The sequence below is a fragment of the Cystobacter fuscus DSM 2262 genome (assembly GCF_000335475.2).
GTDB classification, from domain to species: Bacteria; Myxococcota; Myxococcia; order Myxococcales; family Myxococcaceae; genus Cystobacter; species Cystobacter fuscus.
This window is the reverse complement of sequence record NZ_ANAH02000010.1, coordinates 211,473-224,168: the sequence shown is the minus strand read 5'-3', so window position 1 is coordinate 224,168 and position 12,696 is coordinate 211,473. Positions and strand designations below refer to the sequence as shown.

General features: G+C 70.6%; 12 protein-coding genes. 6 read left to right on the top strand and 6 right to left on the bottom strand.

Features of this window, described 5'->3' with window-relative positions; genetic code table 11:
* The first annotated feature begins 43 nt into the window (after positions 1-43).
* On the top strand, positions 44-598 hold the full coding sequence (locus D187_RS19305; protein ID WP_002632110.1) for a glutathione peroxidase: 555 nt from the start codon (positions 44-46) through the stop codon (positions 596-598).
* Positions 599-609: 11 nt separating this feature from the next.
* On the opposite strand, the gene D187_RS50095 is transcribed toward D187_RS19305, so the two are convergent.
* The 5 genes from D187_RS50095 to D187_RS19280 are packed head-to-tail and all read right to left on the bottom strand — an operon-like array spanning position 610 to position 7,069.
* Positions 610-3,051, bottom strand: a complete 2,442-nt coding sequence (locus D187_RS50095) for a sensor histidine kinase (protein ID WP_002632109.1) — start codon at positions 3,049-3,051, stop codon at positions 610-612.
* 10 nt (positions 3,052-3,061) lie between these two features.
* Positions 3,062-3,622, bottom strand: a complete 561-nt coding sequence (locus tag D187_RS19295; protein WP_002632108.1) for a response regulator transcription factor — start codon at positions 3,620-3,622, stop codon at positions 3,062-3,064.
* The gene (locus tag D187_RS19290) at positions 3,619-4,911 is read right to left on the bottom strand and encodes an ATP-binding protein (protein ID WP_002632106.1); all 1,293 of its coding nucleotides are present in this window, start codon (positions 4,909-4,911) and stop codon (positions 3,619-3,621) included. Before D187_RS19290 ends, D187_RS19295 begins: the two co-directional genes overlap by 4 nt.
* Positions 4,912-4,916: 5 nt before the next feature.
* The gene (locus D187_RS50090) at positions 4,917-6,143 is read right to left on the bottom strand and encodes a hypothetical protein (protein ID WP_155893445.1); all 1,227 of its coding nucleotides are present in this window, start codon (positions 6,141-6,143) and stop codon (positions 4,917-4,919) included.
* The gene (locus tag D187_RS19280; protein ID WP_002632104.1) at positions 6,083-7,069 is read right to left on the bottom strand and encodes a site-2 protease family protein; all 987 of its coding nucleotides are present in this window, start codon (positions 7,067-7,069) and stop codon (positions 6,083-6,085) included. Before D187_RS19280 ends, D187_RS50090 begins: the two co-directional genes overlap by 61 nt.
* Positions 7,070-7,242: 173 nt before the next feature.
* Between D187_RS19280 and D187_RS19275 the strand changes: the two genes are divergently transcribed.
* From D187_RS19275 to D187_RS19260, 4 genes are all read left to right on the top strand, one after another.
* Positions 7,243-7,593, top strand: a complete 351-nt coding sequence (locus tag D187_RS19275; protein ID WP_002632103.1) for a hypothetical protein — start codon at positions 7,243-7,245, stop codon at positions 7,591-7,593.
* Between the two features lie 84 nt (positions 7,594-7,677).
* A complete protein-coding gene (locus tag D187_RS19270; RefSeq protein ID WP_002632102.1) occupies positions 7,678-8,445 on the top strand; it encodes a hypothetical protein in 768 nt (255 codons plus the stop codon).
* Positions 8,446-8,516: 71 nt separating this feature from the next.
* Positions 8,517-9,227: an HAD family hydrolase gene (locus tag D187_RS19265; protein ID WP_043430726.1), complete on the top strand. Its 711-nt coding sequence runs from the start codon at positions 8,517-8,519 to the stop codon at positions 9,225-9,227.
* Between the two features lie 131 nt (positions 9,228-9,358).
* Complete coding sequence (locus tag D187_RS19260; RefSeq protein WP_002632100.1) at positions 9,359-10,360, top strand: lipid kinase; 1,002 nt, start codon at positions 9,359-9,361, stop codon at positions 10,358-10,360.
* A gap of 35 nt (positions 10,361-10,395) precedes the next feature.
* Here D187_RS19260 and hrcA read toward each other — a convergent pair whose 3' ends face one another.
* Positions 10,396-11,427, bottom strand: a complete 1,032-nt coding sequence (gene hrcA, locus D187_RS19255; RefSeq protein ID WP_002632099.1) for a heat-inducible transcriptional repressor HrcA — start codon at positions 11,425-11,427, stop codon at positions 10,396-10,398.
* Positions 11,428-11,685: 258 nt separating this feature from the next.
* Between hrcA and yedA the strand changes: the two genes are divergently transcribed.
* A complete protein-coding gene (gene yedA / locus D187_RS19250; protein WP_002632098.1) occupies positions 11,686-12,609 on the top strand; it encodes a drug/metabolite exporter YedA in 924 nt (307 codons plus the stop codon).
* Positions 12,610-12,696: the final 87 nt, after the last annotated feature.

Sequence of the window (12,696 nt, the reverse complement as noted above, 5' to 3'; positions counted from 1 at the left end):
ATCCCCAGTCGGAAGCACCCTCTCACCCAAGGGAAGAACCTCCATGAACGAGAAGATCGCGAACCTGCCGCTCAAGCGCATCGACGGAACCGAGACCTCGCTGGCCGCCTTCCAGGGCAAGGTGCTCCTGGTGGTCAACGTGGCCTCGCAGTGCGGCCTGACGCCCCAGTACGAGGGCCTGGAGAAGCTCTACAAGGACTACCAGGCCCGGGGGCTGGTGGTGATGGGCTTTCCCGCCAATGAGTTCGGCGCCCAGGAGCCGGGCACCAACACGGAGATCCAGGAGTTCTGCCGCTCCAGGTTCGGGATCGACTTCCCCATGTTCTCGAAGATCGTCGTCAAGGGCGAGGGCCAGCACCCGCTCTACCAGCACCTGACGGAGACGCTCCCCGAGGCGCGCTTCCCCGCCAACAGCGCCATGCGCGCCCGGCTGGAGAAGCACGGCGTGAAGCAGCAGAAGAGCAACGACATCCTCTGGAACTTCGAGAAGTTCCTCATCAACCGCCAGGGCGACGTGGTGGCGCGCTTCTCTCCGGACACCAGCCCGGATGACCCCACGCTGACCCAGGCCATCGAGGCCGAGCTGGCCAAGGCCTGAGTCAGCAGGCCCTACCCGCGCTCGGAGAAGGAGGGCGGCCGGCGCGGCAAGCGGACGTGGAAGGCGGTGCCGTCGGCCTCGGTGGACGACACGTCGATGTGGCCGCCGTGGACGTCCACGATGTGCTTCACGATGTAGAGCCCCAGGCCCACGCTGCGCGAGACCGTGGCGCCCGAATCCCCCCCGCGCTGCATGGGCTGGAAGAGGCGATTGAGCACCTCGGGCGCGATGGGATCCCCACCATTGTGGACCTCCAGTTCCACCCCCAGGGGCTCTCCGCGCATCGAGACGAGGATGGGCGTGCCGGCCGGGCTGTACTTCGCCGCGTTCGTCAGGAGGTTGGTGAGCAGTTGCACCATCCGGTCGCCGTCCCACTCGCCCCGCGCGTCTCCCTGCTGGAGCAGTTGGAAGTCGCGCTCCGGAAAGCTCATCTGCATCTCGTCCAGCACCTGCCGGGTGAGCAGGTGCAGGTCCATGGGCTCGGGCCGGATGGGCAGGCCGCCCCCGAGCCGGGCCTGGGTGAAGTCGAGCAGATCCCTCACCATCCGGGTGCCACGCTCGGCCGCGGAGAGGATGCGCACGGCGGTGCGGGTGGCGTGCGCGTCCAGGGTCTCGCGCCGCAAGAGCGCCTGCGCGCCCAGGGCGATGGCGCTCAGGGGGTTGCGCAGGTCATGGCTGACGATGCCGATGAGCTGCTGCTCGAAGTCGGCGCGGCCCTTCTCGTCGGCGGCGAGGCGCTTGGCCTCCGTCACGTCCCGGGCCACCGAGAACAACAAGCCCAGGCGCGACTCGGGGGTGATGCTCCACGACAACCAGCGCCAGGTGCCGTCGCGGTGCCGCATGCGGAGGTCCGACTGGGTCACCTCCTCGCCCTGGCGCAGCCGCTCCACGTTCGCGGCATGGGCCGCCAGGTCCTCGGGATGGACGAGCCGCTCGAGGGGCGTGGACAACAGCTCCGCCTCGCTCCAGCCCAGGGTGCGCTCCCACGCGGGATTGACGCGCTTGAGGTAGCCGTCGAGGCCCGACACGCACAGCAGCTCCCTCGAGAGGGTGAAGATGCGGTCGAGCTCGACCTCGGTGCGCTTCTGATCTCCCACGTCGCGCAGGAAGACGGCCATGCCGCCGTCGGGCGTGGGGTGGGCCCGGGCCTCCAGCCAGACATCCAGATTCTCCTGGTGATCCAGGAAGCGCACCGGCACGCGCTCGTGCATGCACCGGTGGTACTCGGCCCAGTAGTCGCGGGTGGGCAGGCGCAGATTCGGCCACAGCTCCCAGAGGACGTGGCCCACCAGCTCCCCGCGGGGTTTGCCGGCCATCCGCTCGAGCATGGAATTCACGCGGGTGAGCCGCCAGTCCTTGTCCACGGCGAGGAAGACGTCCCCCATCGTCTCGAGGATGTCGGCGATGCGCTGATGGGCCTCGCGCTGCTCCTTCTCGGCCCGCTCGCGCGCGCGCACGCTCGAGAGGAGCACGGACACCTGCCCCGCCAACATCCGCAGGAAGTCCTGGTAGGGCCCATCCAGTCGTGCACGGGGCGAGGTGCCCAGCACCAGGAAGCCGAACGGCGAGGACGACTCCCCCATGCCCAGGGACAGGACGAGCGCCTCGCGCGGCGACTCCGGCCAGGGGCCACCCGGCAGGCGCTCCGCCCGGGCGCGCAGGTCCACGCGCAGCAGGGCCTCGGACCGCGCGGCGGCCAGGGGCCAGGGGCTCGGGACGGAGGCGTCGAGGATGATCTCCTTCGGACTGGCCGCGCCCCCCGCCTCCAGACCCACGGCGAGCGCCAGACGGGCGCGCCGCTCGTGGCCCTCGCACAGGTACAGCAGCGCGAAGGGCACATCGGCGGAGTGGAACCGCAGCACGTCCGCGATGCGCTCGCAGGCCTCGCGCGACGTGCCCACCCCGGTGGTCTCGGTGGCCAGATCCCTGAGCGCGAGCAGTCGCCGCTCGGCGAGCAGCATCTGGGTGTCCTCCACCACGGTGACGAGCACCCCCGCCACCTGCTCGCCCTGCCCCCAGACAGGGGCATAGGAATCCGTGAAGTAGCACTCCTCGGTGAAGCCGTGGCGATGCAGGAAGAGCAGCAGCTTCGCCCGGGTGGTGGACACGCCCGAGTCGAGCACCTGCCTCAGGCGGGGCTCGAGCTGGGGCCAGACTTCCGGCCACGCCTCGCGACAGGGGCGGCCCAGGTAGGCCGGGTGCTTGTCGCCCATGAGGGGGAGGTAGGCGTCGTTGTAGAGCTGGACGAGCTCCGGCCCCCACAGCAGGTTCATGGGGAAGTGGTTGGCGAGCACCATGCCCACGCAGGCGCGCAGCTCACGCGGCCAGGCGAGCACGGGACCGAGCGGCGTCGAGGCCCAGTCCGTGGCGCGCATCCGGGCGCCCATCTGGCCTCCGCCCGGGAACATCCGCTCGACGGCCTGATGCTCCAGCTCGTGTTCGTCGCTCTCCATGCACCTGTGCCTATTGGGCGGGCGGGTATTTCTGCAACTTGCGTTGCAGCGAGCGCCGGTGCAGGCCCAGCCGCCGCGCCGCCTCGGAGATGTTGCCCCCACAGTCGGAGAGCACGCGCTGGATGTGCTCCCACTCGGCACGAGCGAGCGAGGGAGGCTGGAAGTCCTCCGTCACGTGGGCGGCCTCGCCCGGGCCGCGCGAGAAGGCCAGCAGCAGATCATCCACGTCCGCGGGCTTGGGCAGGTAGTTGAACGCGCCGAGCTTCACCGCCTCCACCGCGGTGGCGATGCTGCCGTAGCCGGTGAGGACGATGATGCGGGTGGAGCCGTCCAGCGCGTGCAGGGCGCGCACGAGCTCCAGGCCGCCGCGGCCGGGCATGCGCAGGTCCACCACCGCCACCTCGGGCGACTCGCGCGTGGCCAGGGCGAGCGCCTCCTCGTAGGAGCCGGCGGTGCCCACCTCGAAGCCGCGCTCGCGAAAGGCGCGGGCCAGGCGTTCACGGAACACCGCCTCGTCGTCCACGAGCAACAACGTGGGAGCGGAAGACAGAGAGGGATTGGGGCTCGTCATGGAGCCACTTGTGTCGAGGAGGACCCCGGAGACAACGCGGCGGATTGTCGCACCCCGGCCACGGGCCAGGTCAGCACCACGCGCGTGCCCTGGCCCGGGGTGGACTGGAGCGAGAGCTGCCCGCCCAGCCCATCCAGCATGGCGCGCGTGAGGAAGAGCCCGAGCCCCATGCCCTCACCGGGCGCCTTGGTGGTGAAGAAGGGCTCCCCGGCGCGCGCGAGCACCTCGGGCGGCATGCCCGCGCCCGAGTCCTCCACCGACAGCCGCCACGTGTCCGGCCCGGACGACAGGCGCAGGTGCACGGGCGCCTCCGGCGGCGAGGCCTGCAGGGCGTTCTTCACCACGCCGCGCAACGCCCGGACGAAGGTCTGCGCGGGGACGAGCGCACGCTCGTGCCGGGCGCGCTCCTCCATCTCCACGCGCACCCGCTCGCTGCCGGGCAGCCCACCGAGGGCCTCCTCCACCAGGGACGCGGGCGCGCGCGAGCCCAGCGCCTCGCCCTGGCTGGCGCCCGCGTCGGCGGCCATCTGCGCGAGGATGTCGCGGCAGCGGGCCACCTGGGAGCGGATGAGCTGGACGTCCTCGAGCGAGCCGGCCGTCTCGGCGGAGCGGGGCAGGTGGCGCTCCAGCTCGCGCGCCACCACGGCGATGGTGGACAGGGGCGTGGACAGCTCATGCGCGGCGCCCGCCGCGAGCGTGGCCAGGGCGGTGAGCTTGTCGCGACGCGCCGAGGCCGCGCGCGCCGCCACCAGCTCCGCCTCGCGCGCCGACAGGGCCCCCGTCACCCGCCGCACGAAGTAGACGATGAAGGCCGCGGCCAGCGCGAACGCCGCCCACATGCCCTGCAGGTGCATGCGCATGTCGTGGATGTGGTGATGGGGCGTGTCCACGAAGAGCACGCCGAAGCAGATGATGGCCAGGGCGGTGAGCGCCCACGTCCACCTGGCGCGCAGCACCACCGCCGAGAGCGCGATGTGCACGATGTACATCGCGCTGAAGGGGTTGAAGGCCCCGCCGCTGAGCGCCAGCAGCACCGTGAGCAGCACCACGTCCAGGGCCATCACCGCCGCGGGCACCACCTCGGGGGGAGCGCGCTCGCGCCGCCGCTCCCACAGGGCCAGGGCCGTGTTGCTCGCCACCGCCACGGCGATGGTGGCGAACAGGGGCACGAGCCGCTGGGGCAGGCCCAGGCCGAAGTGCACCCCCAGCACGAGCGCCACCTGGCCGATGATGGCGCCCCAGCGCAGGCGCACCAGCCACGACAGATCGATGGCGTGGGCGTCGCGCACCGGGTTTACGGAGCCCCGAAGGTGAGCTTCCACACGCGCACGCCCATGGCCACCAGCAGGATGAGCAGCATGAAGAGGAAGACACCCAGCGCGGCCATGCGGAACTTCGTGCCCTTGTCGGGCGGCGGCGTGGCCAGGAGCATCGAGCCGGCCGAGGCCAGCCGCAGCACCTCCTCGCGCCCGCGCAGCGCCATGGCGTCCTCGGGCTGGCGCGCCAGGCGAACACGGTAGAGCCGGCCGAGCGCCGGCAGTTCCCCGCGCTCCGACGCCAGCGCGAGCACCTTGTCATGAGCGCTCTTGCTGTCCCACAGCTCCAGCACGCCCAACCACGTGGAGGACACCACGGGCGAGGGGCGGAAGTCGTCCTGCCGGAAGCGCGTGAAGTCCAGTCCGCAGAAGGGACACACCACCGAGCCCTCCTTGCGCGGCCCGATGCACTTGGGACAGAAGCCCGCCGGGGGCATGAAGGCGTCCTCCGACACCGAGGAGCCCGCGCCCACCGAGGGCATGGAGCCGGTGTCGCGCACCACGCGCAGCGAGGTGCTCGAGGCGCGCGCGCCCTGTGCCGGGGGCGGAGCCGCCGCGGGCGGCGGCTCGGACGGGGGCGCGGAGGGAGACTCGGACGGCGTGCGCGTGCGCGGCGACTGCACGTCCGACAAGCGCAGCACCGTCAGGTTCGCCCCGGGCGCGTCGGACAACGACGGACGGGAGGGCTTGTCCTTGGCGGCCCCGGACTCGGACGTCTTCGGGGGGGCCTTGACGAACTCGGCCACCTTCACGGGCTCGGGCGGCTTCACGGACTCGGCCGCCTTGTCCTGCGTGGGCTCCTTGTCCTTCTTGTCCTTGGCGGAGCCCTTCTCCTTCTTGCGGCGGTTCTCCCGGGCCTCCTCCTCGATGGCCTGCAGCAGCTCCGCGGGCACCGCCATGCGCCGGGTGGGCTCGTTCTCGATGGGATCCGGCTCGGCCTCGTCCTGCCCGAGCGCGATGATGGGCCCGCCCCCGTCCGACTTGTCCGACTTCCTGGCGGCCGGTGCCGGGGCAGGGCCCTCGTCCTGCTCGATGGCGCCGCGCATCTCCACCTTGCAGCGCGAGCACTTGAGCACGAGCAGACCGTCTTCCACCCGGAACGCCGCCGGGGGAACGAGCCGCTCACACGCCTCACAGAAGTACTTCACCAGATCACCATCCGGATAGGCACGGGCATGGCACACCCCGCCAGGGCGAGGAAGCATAGCGCGCACACCAGCTTTCTCCCGAAGCTCAAAGGCTCGGCGGGGTGGGTGAGCTCGGGATGACCAAAGCCCACCAGCTTGGTGGCGACCAGGAGCCAGACCGCCCAGGTGACGGTGTAGAAGAGGGTGAGGAAAAGAAGCACCAGCGCCATGGCCTTGCCCACCCACCGGGCGCGAGGGCCCCAGAGGGCGTAGGCCATGTGTCCGCCGTCGAACTGGCCCACGGGCATGAGGTTGAGCACCGTCACCAGCAGGCCGAACCAGCCGGCGATGACCACCGGGTGCTCCTGGATGTCCCGGCCGGGCGGCAGGGGCCCGAGCACCAGCGCCTTGAGGCCGCGCATGAGCAGGCTGTCACTGAAGATGATGGCCTGGTGGCCGAAGAAGGGCTCCTCGGGTGGCGCGGGCAGGAGCGAGAGCTGCTCCCCGGCCCATTGCACGGCCAGCCGCCCCAGGCTCCACAGCGAGGTGGAGCCGGGGAAGGCGGTATCGGTCACCGGGGGGGCGTCGATCCATTCGGAGTGGGCCAGGCCCCAGACGAGCAGGGGGAGCGCCACGGCCAGTCCGGCGAGCGGCCCGGCCGCCCCGATGTCCACCAGCGCGTTGCGGGTGGGGATGGGAGCGCGGATGCGGATGACGGCGCCCAGCGTGCCCACGCCCAGATAGGGCAGCGGGATGAAGTAGGGCAGGGACACGTCCACCCCGTGCAGGCGCGCCAGCACGTAGTGCCCCATCTCGTGCGCGCCGAGGATGGACAGCAGCGCGGCGCTGAAGGTGAGCGCGTGCGCGAGCCGCTCGGCGTCCGGCAGGGGTCCGCTGGGAAAGGCCCGGTCGAAGGTGAAGGACGTCGTCCCCACCGTGAGCACGAAGAGCAGCAGGTGGAGCCAGAGACGGTGGGTGACGGGACGGACGGTGACGCGCTCCATGGGGAGTCACGGGGTAGCAACCCGTTCCCGGCATTTCAATACGCCCATCCATTGCTTGACTTGAAAGCGGCCTTTGCTACGACCCCCACGCCACTCGAAGGCCGAGCAACTCGTCGAGGGCTTGCTTCATTCGACGGGGGCTCTGAGCCTGAGCGTTTCGGAGGAAACACACGATGAAGAAGGCGATTGTTGCGGCGGTTCTGGCGAGCGGTCTCGTGGCGTGCACCAGCGTGGAGACCGCGGTGGTTTCCGGCAATGAAGTGGCGGCCACCGGTGGCGAGCCCATCGCCGTCATCCAGGGCTCCGCCCTCGGCCTGACCGCCATCTTCCACGTCATCGACCTGGTGCAGAGCGACCTGGACACGGTGGTGAACCGGCTGCTGGTCAGCGAGGCCAAGGCCATGGGCGGCAACAAGGTGCAGCTGCTCGACGCCAGCACCACGCCGCGTCACGGCATCTTCGCCCTCACCGGCACCATCCTCGCCTTCCCGTATTCCCAGGCCACCGGCGTGGCGGTGAAGTAGTTCCCCTCTCTCCGTCTTCCACGGAGGGTTCGACGAAGGCCCCGCTGGCGACAGTGGGGCCTTCTTCTGTTTGGGCCCACACACATGCCCGCTCGCTTCCTCTTCCTCGTCCTGCTCGTGCTCACCGGCTGCCGCCGGGGAGAAGACCCGTCCGCCCTGCTGTCGGGCGTGCGGCAACGCCTGGCCGCGCGCGACGGCAAGCTCACCAGCTACGTGCTCGCGGGCACGGCGACCGAGGGGGCCCAGACGATGGACTTCCAGTTCGCCTACCGCGCCCCGCTCAAGATGCTGGGCACGCTCGGGGCGCCCGCCTCGCGCACCTTCGCCTGGGACGGTGAGCGCCTGATGGAGCGCGATGACGGGGCGCGCCGCTTCTTCACCTACGAGGACACGCTCACGCCCGAGCAGCGCATGGGCGTGCTCACCCAGCTCTTCTCCCCCTTCGTCCCCGAGGGCTTCCGCGCGCCGTTGTTGCCGGGCCAGGGCGTGACGGCCCGCCGCGCCCCGCACCCGCGAGGCCCCGAGGCCGTGGAGCTGACGGTGAAGCCCGCGGGCAGTGACGTGGAGGTGACGTACGTGCTGCGCTGGCCCGCCCTGGACTTCCTCGGCAAGCGCATGCGCAGCGGCGAGGCGCTCTCGGAGCTCCGGGTGGAGGAGGAGCAGTGCGAGCCGGGCCTGGAGTTGTGTGTCCCCCGGCGGCTGACTCAGTGGGCAGGCGCACAGCAGGTGGCACAGACCGTCCTCACCCGTGTGGAGCTCAACCCCGTGCTGCCCGCGGAGACCTTCGCGATCACCGCTCCAGGGGGTTACGATGTCGGCTCCAAGACACTCACACCCCAGGGGGGCCCGTAGCGAATTATTCCGGGTTGAACCCCTTCAGGGCCATCCCCACCTTCTCCCGGAAGGAGTGCGACGGTATGGCGCTGGTGCAGAACGTCATCTTCGATGTGGACGGCACGTTGGTGGATTCCGTGGACGAGCACGCCGAGGCTTGGCGACGTGCCTTCCTCGAGTTCGGCCGGGACGTGCCCTTCGCTCACGTGCGCAGTCAGATTGGCAAGGGCGCGGATCAACTGCTGCCCGTCTTCTTCACCGAGGACGAGCTGGAGAAGTTCGGCCAGGAGCTGAGCGACTACCGCTCCGCGCTCTTCAAGCGCGAGTTCATGCCCAAGCTGCGTCCCTTCCCGCAGGTGCGCGAGCTGTTCCAGCGGCTGCGCCAGGACGGGCTGAAGCTGGTGCTCGCCTCGAGCGCCAACGAGGACGAGCTGGAGCGCTACGTGCGCCTGTGCCGCATCGAGGGGCTCACGCACGGCGAGACGTCCAAGAGCGACGTGTCCAAGTCCAAGCCCAATCCGGACATCTTCGACGTGGCGATGGAGCGGCTGGGCCGGCCGGATCCGCACAGCGTGGTGGTGATTGGCGACACGCCCTTCGACGCGCTGGCCGCGGGCAAGCTGGGACTGGCCAGCGTGGGGCTGCGCTGCGGCGGCTTCCCCGAGGACGACCTGCGCACGGCGGGCTGCCGTGACATCTACAAGGATCCCGCGGAGCTGCTGGCCCGCTACGAGTCCTCGTCCAACACGTGGCCGTGGACGGCCGAGTCCCTGTCCTCCAAGGACGACGAGTCGCGCTGAGTGCGGGAGGAGGAGCGTGCGGGTGGCGCGCTCCTCCCGGTTGGTGTGCCTGCGAGTGGAGGACTGCACACCGGCTGGATTCCCCGGTGTCGGCTAGCTGGACCGCGGTCCCATGCACAGCTTGGATGGTCATGAACAGCGAGACCCATCCAGATGCCGCGCTCAGCGCGAGCCCCGAGCGCGTGTCCCTCGATGAAGGGCCCGCGATCCTGCTGCTCAATCCCAACTCGCGCATGGGCGGAGAGGCCTTGTCGGCCACGCTCGCCGCGCTCGAGGCCCGGGGCATCCGCCTGACGGCCAGCCACGAGGTCCAGGACCACGAGGAGATGGAACAGTTGCTGCGCGAGGCCGTGGCGGGCGGCGTGCGGCGCATCCTCGTGGGCGGCGGAGATGGGACACTCAACTGTGCCATCAAGCCCCTGCTCGGCCAGGACGTGACGCTCGGCGTGCTGCCGCTGGGCACGGGCAACGACTTCGCGCGCTCGCTCGGCATCGAGCCCACGCTGGAGGCCGCCTGCGACGTCATCGCCGCGGGCTACACCGCGCGCGTGGACGTGGGGCTCGCCAACGGCCACCCCTTCCTCAACGCGGTGAGCCTCGGCCTGGCCTCGGCCATCGCCAAGCGGCTCACCCCCGAGCTCAAGCGCCGCGTGGGCAAGCTCGCCTACCCGGTGGCCGCCGCCGCCGAGCTCTGGGAGCACCAGCCCTTCCGCGTCCGCGTGGTGACGGACACGGAGGAGCTGGAGCAGAACGTGCTCCAGCTCGTGGTGGGCAATGGCCGCTACCACGGCGCGGGCAACATGGTGACGCCCGACGCCACGCTCGATGATCACCTGCTGGACGCCTACGTCATCTCGGCGCCCTCGTCCGAGGCGGGCCGCGAGGGCACGGGGCTCGGACACATGCAGGACATGTCCACGCTGGCGCGCGTGGCCCTCACCGTGCGCCGGGGCGAGCACCTGGCCCACCCCGCCGTCAAGGCGGTGAGCGGGCCGCGCATCTTCGTGGAGGCCACGCCCCCGCAGGACGTCAACGCGGATGGGGAGATGATTGGCCAGACGCCCGTGCGCTTCGAGCTCATGCCCTCGGCGCTGCGCGTCTTCGCGCCCGCGCAACCGGCCGAGCCCCACTGAAGAAGCCTGGGGGCGGCTGAAGCCGCCCGGGGGGCCTACGCCTTGTCGAGCGCCAGCGAGAGCGCCTGCGCGGTGAAGTTCACCAGGGGGATGATGCGCTGGTAGTTCATCCGCGTGGGCCCGATGACGCCCACCGTGCCCAGCACCTGCTCGCGGCTGCCGTAGGGGCTCGCGATGACGGACACATCGCCCGCCGAGGAGAAGTCGCTCTCGGTGCCGATGAAGATCTGCATCTCGCGCGCGCGCTGCACCCTGTCGAGCAGCGACAGCAGCTTGTGCTTCTCCCCGAGCGCCTTGAAGAGCGCGCGCATGCGCTCGACGTCGGCGAACTCGGGCTGCTCCAGGAACGAGCCCGTGCCCTCGATGAGCACGCGCTCGCCCGTCTGGAGGTCCGTGGCCGCCGCGCCTAGCTTGAGCGCCTTGGACGTGAGCGCGTTGTAGAGCGCCTGCTCGTGATCCAGCTCGGAGCGGATGCGCTCGCGTGCCTCCTCCAGCGTCACCTCGTGCAGGAGCTCGGACAGGTAGTTGCTCGCCTTGAGCAGCTCGTCCGAGGTGACGGGGAAGTCCACCGTGAGGAGCTTGTTCTGCACCTGGCCGTTCTGCCCCACGAGGATGGCGAGGACGCGATCCTCGCGCAGGCGCACGAACTCGATGCGGTGGAACACGGCGGCGTCCGGGCGCGGGGTGACGACGACGCCCGCGTGCCGGGTGAGCGCGTGAAGCAGGCGCGAGGCCTCCGACAGCAGCTCCTCCATGCCGACCTCGTGGGTGAGCCCCGCGTGGATGAGCTCGCGATCGCGCGGACCGGGATCCTTCAGGCGCACCAGGGTGTCCACGTAGAAGCGGTAGCCGCGATCCGTGGGAACCCGGCCGGCCGAGGTGTGGGGCTTCTCGAGGAAGCCGAGCTCCTCCAGGTCCGCCAGCACGTTGCGCAGCGTGGCCGAGGACACGTCGAACTCGGGCTTGCGCGCGAGGTGTTGGCTGCCCACGGGCCCGCCCGTCGTGATGTATTCCTGCACGACGGCACGGAGGACTTCCTTCTCGCGATCGCCCAGCTCCTCAGACATCTTGATCACATTCCCTGGTGACGGTGCGGTGACGCTGGTGGAGCCCCTGCTCGGCACGGCCCACCGAGAGTGCACTGAAAGTTTAAAAAGGCGGCGAGAACGGTTCAATCCCCTTCTCCCCGCTTGTCACCGTCACAAGCGCGCCGAGGTCGAGCCGTGAGCGGGCAGGAGAGCGGCGTGGGGTGGAGGGACCGGAGGCGGAGTACTCCGGGGGCACACATCGCGGGGTGGCGGGAGGCACGTTAGAAGCAGCGCGCCTTGGCCTCCCTGTCCTCGCCCACGACTCCCTCCTCGAGCATGCCCGCCGCCGCGCCCCTGGCGGAGGGCAGCCGCGCGATGCTCGTCTTCTGCCTCTTCGCGCTCTACGTCATCTGGGGCTCGACGTATCTGGCGGTGCACTGGGCGCTCCAGGGAGGCCTGCCGCCCTTCCTGATGGCTTCGGTGCGCTTCCTGACGGCGGGGCTGATTCTCTACACGGCGCTGCGGTTGCGCGGCGCGGCGAACCCCACGGCCCGGCAGTGGGCGGGGGGCGCGGTGCTGGGCGTGCTGCTGTTGCTCTTGGGCAATGGCGCCGTGGTGTTCTCGCAGCAGTCGGTGTCCTCGGGAGTGGTGGCGCTCGTGGTGGGCAGCGTGCCGCTGTGGGCGGCGCTCTTCAGTGGGCTGCAGGGCCAGTGGCCCGGGCGCGCCGAGCGCTGGGGACTGGCCATCGGCTTCTGCGGCCTCATCGTGCTCAACATGGGCAGTGAACTGCGCGGCAACACCTGGGCCACGCTGGCCTTGTGTGTGGGCCCGATGAGCTGGGCCCTGGGCTCGGTGATTTCACGCCGGCTGCCGCTCGCCGGGGGGCTCATGGCCAGCGCCACGCAGATGCTCACCGGCGGCGTCTTCTTCCTGCTGGTCAGCCTCCTCCGGGGCGAACACCTCACGGCCGTGCCGTCCGCGAAGGCGCTGCTCAGCCTCGGCTACCTCATCATCTTCGGCTCGCTCGTGGCCTTCAGCGCGTACGGCTACCTGCTGCGCCACACGCGGCCGGCGCTCGCCATGAGCTACGCGTACGTCAACCCGATGGTGGCGGTGCTCCTGGGTGTCGCGCTCGCGGGCGAGTCCTTGAGCCTGGGCGGCCTCGTGGCCATGGGCGCCATCCTCGGCTCCGTGGTGCTCATCACGCGCGCCCGGGCGTGAAGCAGCCTGCCCCCGGCCTCACGAGCCCATTCCATCAAGGTGGGGTGTTGATGCCCGAACCGCGTGATGGAGCGGCAACCGCCCAAA

Excerpts from the sequence above, each read along its gene's own strand:
- D187_RS19295 (WP_002632108.1), bottom strand. The coding sequence starts at position 3,622 with ATGACGAGCCCCAATCCCTCTCTGTCTTCCGCTCCCACGTTGTTGCTC.
- hrcA (WP_002632099.1), bottom strand. The coding sequence starts at position 11,427 with ATGTCTGAGGAGCTGGGCGATCGCGAGAAGGAAGTCCTCCGTGCCGTC.
- D187_RS19280 (WP_002632104.1), bottom strand. The coding sequence starts at position 7,069 with ATGGAGCGCGTCACCGTCCGTCCCGTCACCCACCGTCTCTGGCTCCAC.
- D187_RS50090 (WP_155893445.1), bottom strand. The coding sequence starts at position 6,143 with ATGCTTCCTCGCCCTGGCGGGGTGTGCCATGCCCGTGCCTATCCGGAT.
- D187_RS19270 (WP_002632102.1), top strand. The coding sequence starts at position 7,678 with ATGCCCGCTCGCTTCCTCTTCCTCGTCCTGCTCGTGCTCACCGGCTGC.
- D187_RS19260 (WP_002632100.1), top strand. The coding sequence starts at position 9,359 with ATGAACAGCGAGACCCATCCAGATGCCGCGCTCAGCGCGAGCCCCGAG.
- D187_RS19275 (WP_002632103.1), top strand. The coding sequence starts at position 7,243 with ATGAAGAAGGCGATTGTTGCGGCGGTTCTGGCGAGCGGTCTCGTGGCG.
- D187_RS50095 (WP_002632109.1), bottom strand. The coding sequence starts at position 3,051 with ATGGAGAGCGACGAACACGAGCTGGAGCATCAGGCCGTCGAGCGGATG.
- D187_RS19305 (WP_002632110.1), top strand. The coding sequence starts at position 44 with ATGAACGAGAAGATCGCGAACCTGCCGCTCAAGCGCATCGACGGAACC.